At 71.6% G+C, this 17,817-nt stretch carries 15 protein-coding genes; 5 read left to right on the top strand and 10 right to left on the bottom strand.

Annotated features, from left to right (window positions below; all coding sequences use genetic code 11):
• Positions 1-145: 145 nt before the first annotated feature.
• The 7 genes from ACLF5H_RS30765 to ACLF5H_RS30735 all read right to left on the bottom strand — a co-directional run bounded on the left by ACLF5H_RS30765 (position 146) and on the right by ACLF5H_RS30735 (position 10,062).
• Complete coding sequence (locus ACLF5H_RS30765; RefSeq protein WP_421679276.1) at positions 146-427, bottom strand: hypothetical protein; 282 nt, start codon at positions 425-427, stop codon at positions 146-148.
• A 64-nt stretch (positions 428-491) separates the two neighbouring features.
• On the bottom strand, positions 492-3,518 hold the full coding sequence (locus ACLF5H_RS30760) for an alpha-mannosidase (RefSeq protein WP_421679275.1): 3,027 nt from the start codon (positions 3,516-3,518) through the stop codon (positions 492-494).
• Positions 3,519-3,572: 54 nt separating this feature from the next.
• The gene (locus ACLF5H_RS30755; RefSeq protein WP_421679274.1) at positions 3,573-5,591 is read right to left on the bottom strand and encodes an endo-beta-N-acetylglucosaminidase; all 2,019 of its coding nucleotides are present in this window, start codon (positions 5,589-5,591) and stop codon (positions 3,573-3,575) included.
• Positions 5,588-6,844, bottom strand: coding sequence for a glycoside hydrolase 5 family protein (locus ACLF5H_RS30750; protein WP_421679273.1), 1,257 nt, complete (start codon positions 6,842-6,844; stop codon positions 5,588-5,590). Before ACLF5H_RS30750 ends, ACLF5H_RS30755 begins: the two co-directional genes overlap by 4 nt.
• Positions 6,845-6,919: 75 nt before the next feature.
• Positions 6,920-7,828, bottom strand: a complete 909-nt coding sequence (locus ACLF5H_RS30745; protein ID WP_421679272.1) for a carbohydrate ABC transporter permease — start codon at positions 7,826-7,828, stop codon at positions 6,920-6,922.
• A complete protein-coding gene (locus ACLF5H_RS30740) occupies positions 7,825-8,769 on the bottom strand; it encodes a carbohydrate ABC transporter permease (RefSeq protein WP_421679271.1) in 945 nt (314 codons plus the stop codon). Before ACLF5H_RS30740 ends, ACLF5H_RS30745 begins: the two co-directional genes overlap by 4 nt.
• 6 nt (positions 8,770-8,775) lie before the next feature.
• Positions 8,776-10,062 (bottom strand): extracellular solute-binding protein, encoded by a 1,287-nt coding sequence (locus ACLF5H_RS30735; protein WP_421679270.1) that lies wholly within the window; start codon positions 10,060-10,062, stop codon positions 8,776-8,778.
• A 218-nt stretch (positions 10,063-10,280) separates the two neighbouring features.
• On the opposite strand from ACLF5H_RS30735, the gene ACLF5H_RS30730 reads away from it, so the two are divergent.
• From ACLF5H_RS30730 to ACLF5H_RS30720, 3 genes are all read left to right on the top strand, one after another.
• On the top strand, positions 10,281-11,327 hold the full coding sequence (locus ACLF5H_RS30730) for a LacI family DNA-binding transcriptional regulator (RefSeq protein ID WP_421679269.1): 1,047 nt from the start codon (positions 10,281-10,283) through the stop codon (positions 11,325-11,327).
• A 187-nt stretch (positions 11,328-11,514) separates the two neighbouring features.
• Entirely contained in the window at positions 11,515-12,012 is a 498-nt protein-coding gene (locus tag ACLF5H_RS30725; RefSeq protein ID WP_421679268.1) for a hemerythrin domain-containing protein, read from the top strand.
• A 74-nt stretch (positions 12,013-12,086) separates the two neighbouring features.
• Entirely contained in the window at positions 12,087-12,479 is a 393-nt protein-coding gene (locus ACLF5H_RS30720; RefSeq protein WP_421679267.1) for a DUF2267 domain-containing protein, read from the top strand.
• 123 nt (positions 12,480-12,602) lie between these two features.
• Here ACLF5H_RS30720 and ACLF5H_RS30715 read toward each other — a convergent pair whose 3' ends face one another.
• Positions 12,603-12,866: a GlsB/YeaQ/YmgE family stress response membrane protein gene (locus ACLF5H_RS30715; RefSeq protein ID WP_146464550.1), complete on the bottom strand. Its 264-nt coding sequence runs from the start codon at positions 12,864-12,866 to the stop codon at positions 12,603-12,605.
• A 252-nt stretch (positions 12,867-13,118) separates the two neighbouring features.
• Here ACLF5H_RS30715 and ACLF5H_RS30710 point away from each other — a divergent pair, with 252 nt between their 5' ends.
• Complete coding sequence (locus ACLF5H_RS30710; RefSeq protein WP_421679266.1) at positions 13,119-14,132, top strand: YihY/virulence factor BrkB family protein; 1,014 nt, start codon at positions 13,119-13,121, stop codon at positions 14,130-14,132.
• Between the two features lie 22 nt (positions 14,133-14,154).
• Here the strand turns inward: ACLF5H_RS30710 and ACLF5H_RS30705 are convergent, their stop codons facing one another.
• The gene (locus tag ACLF5H_RS30705) at positions 14,155-14,646 is read right to left on the bottom strand and encodes a hemerythrin domain-containing protein (RefSeq protein WP_421679265.1); all 492 of its coding nucleotides are present in this window, start codon (positions 14,644-14,646) and stop codon (positions 14,155-14,157) included.
• Positions 14,647-14,751: 105 nt separating this feature from the next.
• The gene (locus ACLF5H_RS30700) at positions 14,752-15,696 is read right to left on the bottom strand and encodes a CapA family protein (protein ID WP_421679264.1); all 945 of its coding nucleotides are present in this window, start codon (positions 15,694-15,696) and stop codon (positions 14,752-14,754) included.
• 402 nt (positions 15,697-16,098) lie between these two features.
• On the opposite strand from ACLF5H_RS30700, the gene ACLF5H_RS30695 reads away from it, so the two are divergent.
• On the top strand, positions 16,099-17,736 hold the full coding sequence (locus tag ACLF5H_RS30695; protein ID WP_421679263.1) for a molybdopterin-dependent oxidoreductase: 1,638 nt from the start codon (positions 16,099-16,101) through the stop codon (positions 17,734-17,736).
• Positions 17,737-17,817 lie beyond the last annotated feature (81 nt).

Genomic DNA, 17,817 nt, shown 5'->3' with positions numbered 1-17,817 from the left:
GACGGCCGGGCTCCCGATGGTGCACTTCCGGCTAGAGCAGCCGTTCGATGAACTAGAGGCTAAGCCAAGGGAGTTGGGTGCTCAATGGGAACGCTGAAGCTGAACCTCGGCGTCCGCACCGGGCACGAACGGGCCGCGCACGGCCCTAGTCCGCCCCGGTCGACTCCCCGACGGCCGCGGAGCGGGCGCGCCACCGGTTCAGCAGGCTGCTTCCCACGATCACCAGACCGATGGCGACGACCCTGGCGGCCCCGTAGTAGCCGCTCGCCAGCTCCGTCGGGGTGCCGGGCAGCCGCAACGAGACCCATACCGCCGCGAGACCGCCGAAGGCGATCAGCGCGACGGCCCCCCACACCCCGAGGTCCGCCCACCAGGGCACCGGGCCGTGACCCTCGTCGTCGCTCCGCTCAACGCCCCTGTCTGACACGGTGGTTCTCCGATTCGCAGCTGGTGAAGGTCGCAGAGGAAGACGAGGATCCGGCGCGGGTGGTTCACACGGGACGGCGCCGCAGCCGCAGCGTCATCAGTTCGAACGGCCGCAGCCGCACCGCGATCCGGTCACCGTCCCGCCGGGGTGCCGCCGCCTCGGGCAGGGGCCGCTCCAGCAGGTCGGTCACCGTGGCCCCCGCGACCTCGAACCCGGCGGTCAGTGTGGCCCGCGCCCGGCCGCCGTGGGCCTCGTGGAAGCGCACCACCACATCGCCGCTGCCGTCGTCGGCCAGCTTCACCGCCGTCACGACCACCGCGTCCTCGTCCACCGACACCAGCGGCGCGACCTGCCCGGCGCCGGTCGCCACCCGCTCGGGCACATTGATCCGCCAGCCCTCGCGCACCGCGTCGGCGATGCCCGCGCCCGGCACCAGCGCGTGCCGGAAGCGGTGCACGCCCTGGTCCGTCTCCGGGTCGGGGAAGCGCGGGGCGCGCAGCAGCGACACCCGGACCGTCGTGGTGGTGCCCCGGTCGCCGCCGGAGCGGACGGCCCGGGTCACATCGTGGCCGTACGTCGAGTCGGTGACGACCGCCACGCCCCAGCCCGGCTCCTCCAGATGGACGAAGCGATGGTTGCACGCCTCGAACCGGGCCGCCTCCCAGGAGGTGTTGGTGTGGGTGGGCCGGTGGAAGTGCCCGAACTGGGTCTCGGACGCGTACCGTTCGGCGTGCACGTCCAGCGGGAAGGCGAGCTTGAGGAACTTCTCCGTCTCGTGCCAGTCCACCTCCGTGTCCAGCACCAGCCGCCGCTCACCCGCCGCCAGCGACAGCACCTGGGTGACACGGGAGGAACCGAAGGACCGGACGATCCGCACCGACGCGCCGTCCTCGCCGGGCGTCACCGACTCGGCGTCGGTGAGGTCGGTGACGGTGTTGCGGTAGAACTCGTCCACGTCCCAGGCGTCCCACATGTTCGGGAAATCGGGGTGCAGTTGGAGGAGGTTCGCGGCCCCGCCGGGCGCGATGGTCTCCCGGTCGGCCTCGATGTCGTACGCCGAGACGACCAGGCCGCGGCCGTCGACCTCGATGCGCAGCAGGCCGTTGTCCAGGACGTGCCCGCCGCCCTCGCGGCCCGTCAGACCGGTACGGCCTTCGGTGGCGGGGGTGGCCGCGGCGCCGGCCGGTACGCCCGCGCGGGCGTGCGGGGCCGCGTTGAAGACCAGCGGCGTGCTGCCCTCGCCCGCCAGCGCGCGCTGGGCGGCCTCGATGATCCCGTTCAGTTCCCCGGCGACGCGCCGATAGGTCGCCCGTGCCTCGCGGTGCACCCAGGCGATGGAGGAGCCCGGCAGGATGTCGTGGAACTGGTGGAGCAGCACCGTCTTCCAGATCCGGTCGAACTCCACGTACGGGTAGGGGAGTCCGGTCCGTACGGCCGCCGTCGCCGCCCACAACTCGGCCTCGCGCAACAGGTGTTCGCTGCGCCGGTTGCCCTGCTTGGTCCCCGCCTGGCTGGTGAGGGTGGCGCGGTGCAGCTCCAGATACAGCTCGCCGACCCACACCGGCGGCTCGGGGTACTCGGCCTCCGCCTTGTCGAAGAAGGCCCGCGGGGTCTCCCACACCACCCGTGCCGAGCCCTCCAGGTCACGCAGCCGGGCGGCCTTGGCGACCATCTCGCGGGTGGTGCCGCCACCCCCGTCGCCCCAGCCGGTGGGGGCGAGCGAGTGCCGGGCGAACCCCTTGTCCTTGAAGTTGCGGGCGGCGTGCGCGATCTCGCTGCCCTTCATCGAGCAGTTGTAGGTGTCGACGGGCGGGAAGTGCGTGAAGATACGCGTTCCGTCGATGCCCTCCCACTGGAAGGTGTGGTGCGGGAACGTGTTCGTCTGCGACCAGGAGATCTTCTGCGTCAGCAGCCGGGTGGCGCCCGCCGCCTTGATGATCTGCGGCAGCCCGGCCGCGAAGCCGAAGGTGTCGGGCAGCCACGCCTCGTCGTTCTCGATGCCGAACTCGTCCAGGAAGAACCGCTTGCCGTGCACGAACTGCCGGGCCATCGCCTCCGAGCCGGGCATGTTGGTGTCCGACTCCACCCACATGCCACCGGCCGGCACGAACCGCCCGTCCGCCACCGCCTTCTTCACCCGCGCCCACACCTCGGGCCGGTGCTCCTTCACCCACGCCCACTGCTGCGCCTGGGACATGGCGAAGACGAAGTCCGGTTCGTCCTCCAGCAGGGCGGTCATGTTGGACGTCGTCCGGGCCACCTTGCGCACCGTCTCGCGCAGCGGCCACAGCCAGGCGGAGTCGATGTGCGCGTGCCCGACGGCGCTGATCCGGTGCGCGGAGGGCACGGCGGGCGCGGACAGGACACCGGTCAGCTGTTCGCGGGCGCGGGCCGCCGTGCCGCCCACGTCCTGGAGGTCGACGGCGTCGAGCGCCCGGTCCACGGCACGCAGGATCTCGTGGCGGCGCGGGGAGTCCACCGGCAGCTCGGCCATCAGCTCGCCGAGCACCTCCAGATCGATCACCAGCTGCCACACGGTCTCGTCGAAGACCGCGAGATCCATGCGGGTCAGGGTGTACTGCGGCGCGCTGCCCGCGGTCTCCTTGTCGCCCAACGGCGTGGGCAGGAAGGGGTGGTAGTCGAGGATGACGGGGTTGGAGGCGGCCTCGATGTGCAGCCGGACCTCCTCGCCGCCCGCGACGGGCGCGCCGACGCGCACCCACTGATTGCGCGGGTTGAGGCCCTTCACCGGGGTGCCGTCGGGACGGTAGACCAGGCCCTCGCACTGGAAGCCGGGCATGTTCTCGTCGAAGCCGAGGTCGAGGAGCGCCTCCACGGTCCGCCCGGCCCACTGTCCGGGCACGGTACCGGTCACCCGGAACCAGCTGGTGCCCCACGGAGCACCCCACCGGGCGCCCACCTGGACCGGCTCCGGCTCGGCGGCCAGCCCCTCGGCGACCGGCACGGGCTCGCCGGGCGCGTGCCACACCGCGACGTCGAGGGGGACGGACTCGGGGTACACGGCGGGCCGGATGCGCTCGTCGAGGACGCGCTTGAGCCGGGCTTCGACCAGACTGCGGTCGTCATGCATACGGGATGCTCCGTAGGTCGTAGAACGTGGGTCGGCGGATGGACCGGCGGACGGTCACCAGGGGTGGGTGACGGTCGAGGGGGCGGACGAGGTGTACAGCTCTCCTACCGCCCGAACCTCGATCCGTAGGGCGGGCTCGCCCGGCGCGGGCGTCTGTCCGGCCGTGAAGTACGCCCGCTGGCCGGTGCCGCCCAGGAAGCGGCGGGTCCCGTCGGGCAGCACCCGGTGCAGGGTGTAGTGGCGTACCGTGCCGGGCGCCGGGTGCTCCCAGGCGAGGCGCAGGTCGCCGCCGGACGCGGCGGTGATCCGGGGGCCGGAGGGGGCGGCCGGGGTGTCGGTGCCGTCGTGGACGGCGAGACCGCCGAGCCGCCAGCTCACCGGGCCCCCGCCGGTGGCAGCGAGCCGGACGCCGAGGGCGTGCACGGTCCCGGACAGGCCGGTGAGCCGTACGGCCGAGGTGTGCCAGCCGTCACCCGGCCCGACCGGCACGGGCAGGTACGTGTACGTCGGCGCCGCCCCGGCCGCGTCCGGCTCGGCGGTCGCCACGGCCAGTTCGACGCTGACCGCCCCCGTGTCCGTTCGGTGGGTCAGCTCGACGACCGTGTCGGGGCCGATCGGCAGCCGGGTCGCGTACAGGTCCAGCTCGGCGGGACGGTCCAGCGCCCCGGCCACGAGGACGCTGCTGCCGCCGCGCCAGGCGTCCCCGAAGTCGAAGGCGACGGCGGGCCGTTGGCCTTCGGTGCGCACCACCCAGCGCCGGGAGGGCAGCCGGTCCTGGAGCCCGAGGTGGTTCCAGGGGGCGTCGGAGGCGACCTGGCCGTCCTCGTACCAGCGCAGTCCGTGGCCGGTGTTGAAGACGGTCGCGAACGGTAGCGCGGCGACGGTCGACCGGTCGGCGACGGACACGGCCGGGGCCCGCCAGCCGTCGGCGGTGTCGGGACGGGACGGATCGAGGGAACGGCCGGTCCAGAACCGGTCGTCGGCGGCGTGGAAGTCCTCCGGGGTGTGGCCGGCGGGCAGTTGTCCGCGGGTCCACTCGGGCCGGTACAGGCCGAGGGAGGCGAGGTGCGCCCGGTCGGCGGGCACGATCGCGTCCCAGTCCACCGAGGTGTTCCAGCCGCCCGACTCCACGTCGACTCCTGCCCACAACGCGTAGCGGTCGCGCCCCAGTTGTACGGCCTTCTGCCCGGAGGAGGCGAGCGAGGACGCGCTCCAGCGGAAGTCGACGAACATGTCGTCTGCGGCCTGGAAGAAGGACTGGTTCTGCCCGTTCAGCGCGCCCTGCCAGCTGACCGAGCCGTTCACGGTCATCGCGTCGTACCAGGTGATCCGCTGCCCCGCGGCCGTGGCGAGCCGCTTCAGCTCCTTGACGAAACCGAGCATGTCGGCGCCGAGCGCGCTGTCGCCGCCGCCCGTCTCGGCGTTGACGAACCAGCCGTCGAAGCCGTATGCCGACGCGACCGCCACGAGCTGGGCGGCGAGCGGACAGCGTCCGGACGCGTCCTTGCGCACCAGGTCGCGGGTCCACGTGAGCTGTCCGCCGTAGGCGGCGGGCGGCAGGAAGATGTTGCCGAGGACGGGCACGCCGTGCCGGTGGGCGGCGTCCACGACGGGGGCGTTCGGGGCGAGGATCAGACCCTCCCCGGAGGAGCCGCCCCAGAACACCAGCTCGTCGATGTACGCCCAGTGGGTGAGGGCGTAGTAGTCGGCGGTGGCCGAGCCCTGGGAAGGGTTGGACGAGGTGGGCCCGAACGACACCAGGGACTGGATCCGGGCCTGCCCGGCGCGGGCGGTGGTGTTCACCGGGGTCGGGGTGAAGCGGGGCGCGAGCGGGACGGAGGCGGCGTTGAAGGGCAGATCGGTGTCGGTGGCGGCACGCCAGGACTTCAGGCCGCGCCAGGTGATGCCGGGGCCGGGGCTGCCGGAGGGCAGGGAGTCCGGGTACCAGTAGGAGGCGTACGGCTGGAGCGCGGCCGTCGCCTTCGGGGCGGCCTGGGCGGTGCCGGTGGGCAGCGCGGGCAGGAACGCGGCGGCGGCGCCGGCGAGCAGGACGGTGCGTCTGGTGGGGTTCACGAGCGGGTTCCTCCTCGGGGGGTGCGGAGTACCTGGTCGGGCGTGACGACTTCGGTGACGGCGCGGGCGGCCAGATGGTCCCGGTCGGCCGCCCGGGTGTCGAGGACGGTGGTGGGGCGGGCGCCGTCGGCGGTCAGCTGGAAGAACGCCTCGAAGACATCGCCGCCGGGGGCGCAGCGGGAGCGGGCGGCCGGATCGGCGGGGACGGTGAGGGCGGTGGTGCGCGGAGCGGGCGCGCAGGTGTGCTCGCGGGCCGCGCGGGACAGGGCGCGGGCGAGGTCCTTGGGCCGGCGGTCGTTGGTCAACAGGCCCAGGCTGTACTCGAGTTCGGGGAAGTCGGCGAGGTCGCGGGAGACGTCGTGGGAGCACCACCAGGTGATGCCCCACAGGTCGGGGCAGTCCAGCGCGTTCGCGACGGTGGCCTCGGTGAAGGCGGCGGCGTGCTCGGCGGGGACGAGCGGGGCCGGGGCGCCGACCTCCTGGAGCCAGACGGGCCGGTGCGGTTCCTCGGCCCAGGCCTTGCTCAGCTCGATCAGGTAGGCGGCGTGGTGCTCGGACGCCACCGAGGTGCGGCCGTGGCGCTGCGCGGTCCCGTTGAAGACCCAGGAGTGGACGGCGGTGAGGGCGCCGCGCCGGGCCGCCTGCGCCGGGGTGAACGGCATGTCGTCCTGGTACCAGGTGGCGTCGTACTCGGCGTGCAGATGCAGCTTCCCGGGGGCGCCCTGCTCGCAGGCGGCGAGCATCCGCTCGAGCCAGGCGTCGATCTGGTCGGCGGTGGCCCGGTCGGGATCGGGGTGGGGACCGGCGGAGAACTGGTTGACCTCGTTGCCGAGGGTCATGCCGAGGAAGTTCGGCCGGTCGGCGAGGGCGGCGGCGAGGGCCCGCAGATAGGCGGCCTGGCCGTCCAGCACCGCGGGGTCGGTGAAGAGGTTGCGCCGGTGCCAGGTGCGAGTCCACGCGGGCAGGAAGTCGAAGCTGGACAAGTGCCCTTGCAGACCGTCCACGTTGACGTCGAGCCCGCGTTCGGCGGCGGCGTCGACCAGCCGCACCAGATCCTCCACGGCGCGCGGGCGAATCAGCGCGCGGTCGGGCTGGAAGTACGGCCACAGCGGGAAGACCCGGAGGTGGTCGAGGCCGAGCGCGGCGACGGAGTCCAGATCGGCGCGTACGGCGTCGAGGTCGAAGTCGAGCCAGTGGTGGAACCACCCCTGGCTCGGGGTGTAGTTGACGCCGAAGCGCACGGCAGCAGGCATACGGGGGTCCTTGCGGAGGTGGGGTCGGGAGGGGGCCCGGGGCCGGCCCTTCGCGGGGTCGGGAGGGGTCCGGGATCAGCCCTTGACCGCGCCCTCGCCGACCCCGCGGAAGAAGTAGCGCTGGAGGCAGGCGAAGAGGGCGATCAGCGGTGCCACGGCGATGATCGTGCCGGCGGCGACGAGGCGCTCGTCGTTGGCGAAGGTGCCGTGGAGATAGTTGAGGCCGATGGTCAGGGTGAACCTGGACGGGTCGCTGAGCACGATGAGCGGCCACAGGAAGTCGTCCCAGGCGCCCATGAAGGCGAAGATCGCGACGACGGCGAGGGTGCCCTTGACCGAGGGCAGCGCGATCCGCAGGAACCGCTGCCAGACATCGGCACCGTCGACGTAGGCGGCCTCCTCGATCTCGTAGGGCAGGTTGAGGAAGGCGTTGCGCATCAGCAGGACGTTCATCGCGCCGATGGAGCCGGGCAGCACGACACCGATGAGCGTGTTGTTCAGGCCGAGTTCCCGCATGGTCGTGAACTGGGCGATGATGATGCCTTCCGCGGGCACGAGCATCGCGAGGACGAAGACCAGGGCGGCGACCCGGCGGCCCCGGTAGCGCAGCCGGGCCAGGGCGTATCCGGCGAGCGCGGAGCCGACGCAGTTGGTGACCACGTTGGCGGTCGCGACCTTCAGGGAGTTGAGGGCGTAGTCCCAGACCGGGATGGTCTCGGAGACCCGCTCGTAGTTGTGCAGGGTGGGATGGCCCGGCAGGAACTTCGGCGGGGAGCTGAAGATGTCCTCGGTGGGGCCCTTGAACGAGGTGGACAGCTGCCACACGAACGGGCCGACGGTCAGGGCGAGGACGGCGATCAGCAGCACATAGCGCAGGACCAGCTCCCACACCCCCACGCGGCGGCCGTTCTCGTCGGTGAAGCGGGGTGCGCGGGCACGGACCGGCCGGGTGCCGGTCTCCGGTGCCTTCTCGGCGACGCTCACGCGTCCTCCCTCCGGTCGGCGCGCAGGACGAGCAGCATCAGGACGACGGTGACGGCGAAGACGACCAGGGAGATCGCGGAGGCGTAGCCGACCCGGCCGGTCAGACCGGTGCCGGTGCGCTGGACGAGCATCACCAGGGTGGTGTCCTCGCCCGCCGGGCCGCCGCTCGGCGAGGCCAGCAGATACACCTCGGAGAACACCTTGAAGGCGGAGACCGAGGAGAGCGCGGCGACCAGGACCATGGTGGAGCGGATGGCCGGCACGGTGACGGTGAAGAAACGGCGGACCGGTCCCGCGCCGTCCACGGCGGCGGCCTCGTGCAGCTCCCGCGGCACGTTCGCCAGCGCCGCCAGATAGATGATCATGTAGTAGCCGAGGCCCTTCCAGACCGTGACGGCCATGGCGCTGAGCAGGAGCAGCCACTGGTCGCTGAGGAAGCCGACCTTGCCCACCCCGATCGTCTCCAGGAGCGAGTTCACCAGTCCGCGCTCGTCCAGCAGCCACACCCAGATCAGGCCCACCACCACGATCGAGGCGACGACCGGGGTGTAGAAGGCGGACCGGAAGAAGGTGATGCCGGGGATGTTCTTCTGCACCAGCAGGGCGAGCAGCAGCGGCAGCAGCACCAGCGCCGGGACGACACCGACGACGTACAACGCGCTGTTGCGCAGGCCGATCCAGAACATGTCGTCGTGCAGCAGCTCACGGAAGTTGGCGAGCCCGACGAACTGTCCCGGGACCAGGGTGCGGCGGTCGGTGAAGGCGTTGAACACCGTCGAGACGAACGGGTAGAGGATGAACACGCCGGTGATCAGCAGTCCCGGTGCCGCGAACAGCCAGGGGCTGGTGGGCAGTTGGCGCCGTATCCGGATCGCCGGGCGCCGCTCGGGGCGCCGCGCCGGACGCGACGGGCGCGTCCGGGAGACGGTCGAGGTGGCCATGGTGCGCTATCCCTGCTGCTTCAGAAGCCGGTCACACGCCGTGACAGCGTTGTCGAGAGCGGCCTTGGGGCTCTGCTTTCCCTGGAGCGCCTTGCCGACCTCGTTGCGCAGCGCGGTCTTCATCTGGTCGCTGAACAGCACGGGCGTGTAGTTGACCGCGTTCTTCAGCGACTTGGCTGCGGCGACGCGCACCCGGGTCTCGTCGGTGCCGTCCTCCTTGGTGAAGTACGGGTCGTCGAGGGATCCGGCGGTGGACGGGAAGATGGCGACCTTCTTGGCGAAGGACATCTGGTGCTCGGCGTCGGTCACATAGTGGGCGAAGGCGACGGCCGCGGGCGTGTTCTTCGTCCGGGAGTTCACCATCACGCCCATCACGTACATGTTGACGTGGCCGGTGTTGGTGATCTGGTCGGTGATGCCGATGTTCTTGTACAGGCTCGGCGCCTGCTTCTTGAAGTTGTCCAGGTCCAGGGCGCTGCCCGGGTTCATGGCGACGGCCTGGGTCAGGAAGTCCTTCCCGGCCGACTCCGGCGTGGCGTTCAGCGCCTGCGCGTCCAGCCCCTTGGCGTCGTACAACTCCTTGTATTTGGTGAGGAGTTCGACCCCCTTGGCGTCGTTGAAGGTGAAGCCGGTGCCGTCCTTGTCCATCAGGGAGGCGCCGTAGCGGCCGAAGTCCTCGATGGTGGGGATGTTGGCGAGGGTCGCCACCTTGCCGCCCGACGTCCGCGCCATCCGCACCGCGTCGGTGAAGAGCGCGTCGTACGTCTTCGGCGGCTGCTCCGGGTCCAGTCCGGCCTTCTTGAACAGGGCCTTGTTGTAGAACATCGGGCCGGTGTTCAGGTACCAGGGGAAGGCGTACGTGCCCGTCATGCCCGGGACCTGATGGCTCGCCCAGGCGCCCGGCAGGTACTCGCCCTTGTACTTCCCGGCGGCCTTGTCGAGGTCCATGGCCAGGCCCGCCTTGGCGAGCGGTGCGACCAGGTCGGGGGAGACGTTGACGACGTCGGGCAGGGTGCCGCCGGCCGCGTCGGCGCTGATCTTGTCGGCGTAGCCCTCGGCGGGCTGGTCGACCCACTTGACGTGGGTGCCCGGGTACTTCTTCTCGAAGTCGCCGATCAGACCGTCGAAGTAGCCCTTGAAGTTGGCGCGCAGGTTCCAGGTCTGGAAGGTGATGTCGCCCTCGACCTTGCCGGAGGCGTCCGTCGAGCCGCCACCACCGCCGGAGCCGCAGGCGCTCAGCGGCAGGACGAGGGCGGTGACGGCGGCGGCGAGTGCTCTGCGGGATATGGGCACGGTGACACTGCTCCCTTGCGGCGTCTGCGGCTGGTTTCGGAAAGGACCATGCACGCCGACTTCGGGGAAAGTCAATGGATTTGGAAGCGCTAAAGTCGAGATGGGGGCATTAGTACAGGTCAGAGTGGTGTCAAGAGGGACTTGTCAGCCGCACTAAAGCGCTTTAGGCTGCTTCCACTCAAGCGCTTTAGCGATCACTGCCGAGAAAAGAGGCGAACATGCCGGCCAAGCGGTCCCCGGCACGCCGGCCGACGATGAAGGACATCGCGCGCCGCGCCGGTGTCTCGGAGAGCGCCGTCTCCTTCGCCCTCAACGGCAGGCCGGGTGTCTCCGAGGTCACCCGCGAGCGGGTGCGCCGGGTCGCCGAGCAACTGGGCTGGCGGCCCAGTACGGCGGCCCGCGCGCTGTCGGGCGAGGGCGCGGCCACGGTCGGGCTGGTGCTGGCCCGGCCCGCGGACACCCTCGGTGTCGACTCCTTCTTCCTCCAACTCGTCTCCGGCATCCAGGAAGTGCTGGCGGAGCGCCATCTGGGGCTGCTGTTCCAGGTGGTGGAGGACGTGCCGGACGAGTGCGCGGTCTACCGCAGATGGTGGGCCGAGCACCGGGTGGACGGCGTCCTGGTGGTGGACCCGCGCACCGACGACCCGCGCCCGGACCTGCTCGACGAACTCGGCCTGCCCGCCGTGGTGATCGGCGGCGCGCCGGACGAGCGGCACCCCGGGCTGTCCACGGTGTGGGCCGACGACGCGGGCGCGATGGCCTCGGTGGTGGACGGGTTGTACGCCCTCGGCCACCGGCGGATCGTGCACATCGCCGGGCTGTCGAACCTCGCCCACACGGAGCGGCGGATCCGGACCCTGCGGGCCGAGGCCCGGCGGCGCGGACTGACCGGAGTGGAGTCGATCACCACCGACTACTCGGACGCGGAGGGCGCCGCCGTCACCCGCCGCGTCCTCGGCTCGGCCGCTCCGCCGACCGCCCTGATCTACGACAACGACGTCATGGCCCTCGCGGGCGTCGCCACCGCCACCGAACTCGGATTCTCCGTACCGGCCGACGTGTCGGTGGTGGCCTGGGAGGACTCGGCCCTGTGCCGCATGGTCAGGCCATGGCTGTCGGCCCTGTCCCGGGACACCATGGAGTTCGGCCGCACCGCGGCCCGCGAGCTGACCGCGCTGCTCGACGGCGGCCCGGCCAGGACGGTCAGGGTGCCGGTGCCCCGGCTGATCGAGCGGGAGAGCACGGGGGCGGCGCGCGAGGCGTGACTCCCTGGTGACCTGATGGCCCGTCATGTCGGCTCCGCACAGCTCCCCTTGAGCGACGGACCGGCAGGCGTCGGTCCCGGACCTCGTCTGACCTGGGCGGACTGGGCAAACGGGTTATATCAGGGAATCTCTGGCAACGCCGCGGGTAGCGGGAGGTGAAAGCCACTCCAGTTGGGAGGCGCATCGCATGACACCGACTCGGGATGTCGTCGAGATGATCCTCGAGGATCACCGGACGATGGAGGACCTGCTCCGCCTCATGCGCAGCACGGAGGCCGATCGCCAGAGCGCGCTTCATGACTTCGCGCACCTGATGATCGCCCACGGCGAGGCCGAGGGGGCCTCGGTGCACCCCGTCCTCGCCTCCTTCGAGGACGCGGACACCGTCGAGCACATCGAGAACGCACACCTGGAAGCCGTCAAGGTCCTCTACGCGCTGCTGCGGGTGCGGGAGATCGGCTCGGCCGAATGGGACCGGCGGCTCCAGCAGTTGGCCTCCGCCACGGCCCGCCACACCGACGAGGAGGAGCGCACGCTGGTCAACAGGGTGCGGGAGAGCCTCAGTCGGCACTGCCGGGAGGAACTCGGCGCCGGTTTCGCCCGGACGGAAGCCGACCTGCTGACCGCGCGCTGCGGCAGCGTCGCCAATGTGCACCGCATGGTGCGGACCGCCGCCCCCGTGTGACGCCGGTGCGACCCGGCCCCACCGGCCGGACCAGACGGACCGCCGCGGGGGACAGACCTACGACAGGAGCCGCCATGCAATGGAGCCTGGACACCTTCATCACCCAGGTCACCGAACGCGCACGCTACGACAGACCGCAGCAGGGCGCCAGAGCCGTACGGAACGTGCTGGAGGTCCTCGGCGCCCACCTGGTCGGCGACGACCGCACGGACCTGGCCGCCCTGCTCCCCGAGGGATGCGGGCCGCTGCTGACCGCGGCCGAGCCGGCCAGCGAACCACTGTCACCCGCGTCGTTCGTCCAGGCCGTGGCCGACCACAGCAACGAGGACGTGGCCGAGGCCAGGCGCGAGATCGACGCCGTACTGCCCACCCTCGCCGACGCCGCGGACCACGCCCTGCTGCGCCGGCTGCTCACCCAACTGCCCCCGGGGCACGCCGGCCTCTTCGGCTGCACGGACCCCGGCTGACGGGTTGGCCGACCGGCTGGACGGGCGGGGCGGGGCGGGGCCCGGGCGCCGTAGGCGCGGAGACGGTCGCGAAAAGAGGCGGCCCCACGGGGAGCCGCCTCTCGCCGCCTCTCGCGTGCGCCGTCAGCGCGAGCGCCCTGTCACCAGCCGGTAGAGCAGCAGCACGATCACGGACCCCACGATCGCGGCGATCCAGGTGGACAGGCTGAAGAAGCCGTTGATCGAGTGGACACCGAAGATCACCTTGCCCAGCCAGCCGCCCAGCAGCCCGCCCACGATGCCGATCAGCATGGTCACCAGGCAGCCGCCCGGGTCCTTGCCGGGGGTCAGTGCCTTCGCGATGGCGCCCGCGATGAGGCCGATCAGGATCCAGGCGATGATGCCCACGAGGATGTTCCTTCCGTTCCGCTGCGCGACCCCCTGAGCGGGGCCCTCACATGCTTCCGCATATCCCACATGGAGCGGCATATGCGGGACCAATGGTCCCCACTTCCTCCCGTGTCCACGCGAAAGAGGGACGGGAGCCGCCGCAGACCCGTTTCGAGGCCGGACGGAGGGAGACTCCTCACACTGAGGTGGTTCCCATGCAGCCGCTATCCGGATCCGGGGCAAGACCCCGGCCCGACCCGAGCACAGGCCATGACATTCCTTGAGCGCGTCGACGGCTTCCAGCGACGGCACCACTGGGTGGGCCTGCCGCTCGCCGTCGTCTACAAGTTCTACGACGACCAGGCCGTGTACCTCGCCGCCCTGCTCGCCTACTACGGCTTCCTCTCGCTCTTCCCGCTGCTCCTGATCCTCGTCGCCGTCCTGGGCACCTTCCTCAGCGGCGATCCGGCTGTGCAACAACGTGTCATGGACTCGGCACTGAGCCAGTTCCCGGTCATCGGCGACCAGCTCGGACACAACATCCACTCCTTCCACGGCAGCGGGATCGCACTCGCCGCGGGCATCGTGGGCAGCGTCTACGGCTCGCTCGGCGTCGCCCAGGCCGCGCAGTACGCCCTCAACAAGATCTGGGCCGTCCCCCGGCACGCCCGTCCGGATCCACTCCGCTCGCGGCTGAAGGGACTGGTGTTCCTGCTGCTCCTCGCGGTCGGACTGTGCGCGTCCGCCCTGCTGTCCGTGGCGGCCTCGCAGACCCACCTGTTCGGCGTGCGGCTGAGGGGCGGAAGCTGGATCGCCGCGAGCGCGGGGTCGGTCTGCTTGAACACCCTTCTGCTGCTTCTGAGCTACCGGCTGCTGACACAGCGCACACTGCCCCTGCGCCGACTCGTCGGAGTGGCGCTGGGCGGCGCCCTCGCGTGGCAGGCGCTGCAGTGGGTGGGTTCCTACTACGTCAGCCATGTGCTGCGCGGGGCCACCGCCACCTACGGCATGTTCGGCATCGTCCTGGGCCTGCTCGCCTGGCTCTACGTCGGAGCCCTGATCTTCATCGCGGCGGCCGAGGCCGGTGCCGTACGGGTGATGCGCCTGTGGCCCCGCAGCCTGCTGACGCCGTTCACGGACCGGGTGCGGCTGAGCGCGGCGGACCGCCGCGCCTACCGGTCGTACGCCGCCACCGAGTCCTTCAAGGGGTTCCAGAAGGTCAGCGTGCGGTTCGACCGGCCCCCCGAGCCCCGGCACGAGGAATCACCGGACGACACGCCCTGAAGGACCGGAGGTGCCGGGGCGATCAGGGGTGAACGACGCGGCGCACCTGGTCGACCGAGCCGCAGTCGCCCTTCAGCTGACGCCCCCGCTCTTCCCGGAACGCCGCTCCCAGCTCCTCGCGGCGCTCCATCGCCACGTTCTCGCGCGCGCCGTTGAGGATGGTGCGCTCCTCCTCGTCGGTGTGGTGATTGACGGCTTCGACCAGCGCCTCCAGCTTGGCGTCCCACTCCTCGGAGCCGACCTCCGCCACCTCCAGGAGGTCCAGCAGGGCCCGGTTGCCCTCGTCGTGCTCGTGCTCGCCGTGCTCCAGCTCCTCGTCGTCGATGTGCTTGTACCGCTTCAGCGCGGGATAGACCTCGGCCTCCTCGGCCTGCGCGTGGGCGATCAGCAGGGCCGCGAACTCCCGGAGCGCGGCCGCCCGGTCGGCCTCGACGCTGCGCATCAGGTGGAACAGATCCTCCATGCGCCGGTGGTCCTTGAGGATGAGCTCGACGACGTCCTGGGTCTCGGCCATGGCAGTGGCACCACTTTCCTGTGAACGATGGGAGCCTCCCGCCTACCCTCGCCGGCCGCGTTGATGACTCAGGTGAGGCAGGTGAGTGAACCGGGCCATGCACGGCTACGGTCGCCGGATCGCCCCCTCCGCCGAGATGCGGGCGGCCTGCGCGCCGAAGTCCTCCTCCGACACGCCGGAGACGAGGTCGATCGCCTCGCCGCCCGGCTCCGGTGTCCCGGGCGGCACGATCCGGGTCGGGCGCAAGTTCCCGGACACATAGGTGCCGTCGGCGCGGAGGGCGACCTGGAGCACGCCGCTCGTCGAGAGGGTGCCGCCGAGTCCGAGGACCTTGTAGCCGGTGAAGTTGCCCAGGCTGTAGGCGATCAGCCGTCCCCTGTAGAACTCCATGCCCCGCATCACATGCGGGCCGCTGCCCACGACGAGGTCGGCTCCGGCGTCGATCACCGCGTGGCTGAACCGGTAGCTGTCGCCCCGGTCCTCACCGAGGAAGTACTCGGTGCCGGGTTCCACATGGGTGCGGTCCGAGCCCTCCGCGCCGGCGTGCATCGTGACGATCACGACATCCGCCAGCTTCGCGGCGCGGGCGGTGAGTCGCTTCGCGGCGGGGATGTCCGTCAGGTCGTTCGCCCCCCGGTCGGGCGCGAACCCGATCAGCGCGACCCGGATGCCGTGCACCCGCTGGACGGTGATCTGGCCGAGCCGCCCGGTGTACCGCACGTTCGCGGAGCGCAGCGCGGCGAACGTGTCGCGCCGCCCCTGCGCCCCGAAGTCGTCGATGTGATTGTTCGCCGCGTTCATGACCGTGAACCCGGCTTGCGCGAGCCGGTGGGCGTACGACGGCGGGGCGCGGAACGCGAAGCAGTTCGGGCCCTCGATGTACGCGCACTTGCTGGAGCCGCCGGTGGTCAGCGTGCCCTCCAGGTTCCCGAGCACCACATCCCCGGTGAGCAGGTCTTGGACAGGGTCGAAGAACGAGGCACCGTCGTCCGGCGGCAGGCTGTCCGGCAGCGTGCCCAGGACGACGTCCCCGACGGCGGCGATCCGCACATCTCCCCTGGGGTGCGGCGCGGCCGTGGCCCCGGCCCTCCCCACGGGTGTCCGGGCCGGGCCGCCGGAGGCCGAAGGCCCGGATCCGCCACGGGACACGCACCCCGCGACGACCATCACACCGGCCCCGAGCGCGCAGAGGGCGAGCAGACGGCGCCGGACCGACCCGCGCCGCGAACGCCGCTGCTGAGGACACTGCCCGCCGGACGTGATCACCGGATCATGCTACGAAGCGGACATCCACCCTTCACGCAGGGTCACCGGCGTGTTCCGCTGATTCCGCGCGGGACAGCGCGACGTGGTTCATCCGTTGCCGAGCGCCCGGCGGATCGGTCCGGAATCTCTTTTCACTCGATCGGGTCCCCGACCAATCCGCGGGGCGGCCGGAACCGGATTCCCTGCGTGAGGGACGAAGAGAAGGACCGAAGGGGCCGACCGGGTCCGCCACGCCTGGCGCTCGGTGCGCTGAGCGGGGCGCTGGCCGGTCTCGCCGCGCTGGCGGTGGCCGAGCTGGTCGCGGCGGCGGTGCGTCCGCGGTCCGGTCCGATCGTCGTGGTGGGCGGCGCCTCCATCGACGCGACGCCCGCGCCGGTCAAGGACTGGGCGATCCGCCACTTCGGCACCGACGACAAGCTCGTGCTCCAACTCGGCATCCTGGCCGTGCTGGCGGTGTCGGCTCTGGCGTTGGGCGCGCTGGCGCCGCGGTTCCGGCGGGCCGGAGCCGCCGGGGTCCTTCTCTTCGGGGCCGTCGGGGCGGCGGCCGCCCTCAACCGCCCCGACTCCGTCGGCCTCATGGACGCGCTGCCCTCCGTCGCGGGGGCCGTCGCCGGGGCCCTGCTCCTGTACGGCCTGGTGGGGCGCCTCACCGCGCCCGCTCGACCGACGGCGCGGGAGTCCGGTGCCATGACCGTGAGCGCGGAACCGGCAGGCGGCCAGCCTGCGTCCGAGGCATGGGACCGGCGGGGGTTCGTCCTCGCGGCCGCGTCTGCCGCGGCCGCTTCCGCCGTGGCGGGCGCGGTCGGCCGCTCGCTGGACGGCTCCAGCGGCCGGGGTGCGGTCGCCTCGCGGGAGAGGGTCGTTCTCCCTCGTCCCGGTTCACCGGCGCGGCCGGTGCCGAAGGGGGCCGGGCCGCGGGTCGAGGGGATCAGCCCGTTCGTCACCCCGAACCAGGACTTCTACCGGGTGGACACCGCGCTGGTGGTGCCCAAGGTGGACGCGAACGCCTGGCGGATGCGGATCCACGGCAAAGGTGTACGCCGCCCGGCCACCTACTCCTTCGACGATCTGCTGCGCAGGGAGCTGATCGAGCGGGACATCACCTTGACGTGTGTGTCGAACGAGGTGGGCGGCCCGTACGTGGGCAACGCCCGCTGGACCGGCGTCCGACTGGCCGACCTGCTCGCCGAGTGCGGGGTGAAGCCCCCGTCCCGGGGCGGCCGTGCGGACCAGCTGGTGGCCCGCTCGGTGGACGGCATGACGATCGGCAGCCCGGTCGAGGACCTGATGGACGGCCGGGACGCGATGCTCGCGCTCGGCATGAACGGCGAGCCGCTGCCCTTCGCACACGGCTTCCCCGTCCGGATGGTCGTCCCCGGCCTGTACGGCTTCGTATCCGCCTGCAAGTGGATCGAGGACCTCGAACTCACCACCTTCGACTCCTACGACCCCTACTGGGTCAAGCGCGGCTGGGCCCGCCGGGCCCCGGTCAGGACGCAGTCCCGTATCGACACCCCCAAGCCGTTCGCCCGTCCCAGGGCCGGGGCGGTGATGATCGCCGGGGTCGCCTGGGCCCAGCACCGGGGCATCGACAAGGTCGAGGTCCGTATCGACGACGGCCCCTGGCAGGAAGCCCGGTTGGCCGCCGAGTACAGCCGCGACACCTGGCGCCAGTGGTCGATTCCCTGGCGGGCGACCACCGGCGGCCACACCCTCACCGTCCGCGCCACCGACCGCACCGGCACCGTGCAGACCGACAGACGGACCCGCACGATCCCGGACGGCGCCAGCGGATGGCACTCCGTCGTCGTGACCGTCGACTGACCGCGCCGACTGACCGCTCTGCGCCGTGACATCGGGCCTCCGGCCCGCCCCGAACCACCTTTCCGTAACACCCCGGACGCA

Source organism: Streptomyces sp. LaBMicrA B280 (assembly GCF_049222185.1).
In the GTDB taxonomy this organism is placed as follows: domain Bacteria; phylum Actinomycetota; class Actinomycetes; order Streptomycetales; family Streptomycetaceae; genus Streptomyces; species Streptomyces murinus.
The sequence above is the reverse complement of the archived record's forward strand: the minus strand, read 5'-3'. Positions and strand labels throughout refer to the sequence as shown.

Bases quoted from the DNA above. Each gene is read 5' to 3' on its own strand.
- ACLF5H_RS30730 (WP_421679269.1), top strand. From the start codon at position 10,281: ATGCCGGCCAAGCGGTCCCCGGCACGCCGGCCGACGATGAAGGACATC.
- ACLF5H_RS30725 (WP_421679268.1), top strand. From the start codon at position 11,515: ATGACACCGACTCGGGATGTCGTCGAGATGATCCTCGAGGATCACCGG.
- ACLF5H_RS30710 (WP_421679266.1), top strand. From the start codon at position 13,119: ATGACATTCCTTGAGCGCGTCGACGGCTTCCAGCGACGGCACCACTGG.
- ACLF5H_RS30720 (WP_421679267.1), top strand. From the start codon at position 12,087: ATGCAATGGAGCCTGGACACCTTCATCACCCAGGTCACCGAACGCGCA.
- ACLF5H_RS30740 (WP_421679271.1), bottom strand. From the start codon at position 8,769: ATGGCCACCTCGACCGTCTCCCGGACGCGCCCGTCGCGTCCGGCGCGG.
- ACLF5H_RS30760 (WP_421679275.1), bottom strand. From the start codon at position 3,518: ATGCATGACGACCGCAGTCTGGTCGAAGCCCGGCTCAAGCGCGTCCTC.
- ACLF5H_RS30705 (WP_421679265.1), bottom strand. From the start codon at position 14,646: ATGGCCGAGACCCAGGACGTCGTCGAGCTCATCCTCAAGGACCACCGG.
- ACLF5H_RS30750 (WP_421679273.1), bottom strand. From the start codon at position 6,844: ATGCCTGCTGCCGTGCGCTTCGGCGTCAACTACACCCCGAGCCAGGGG.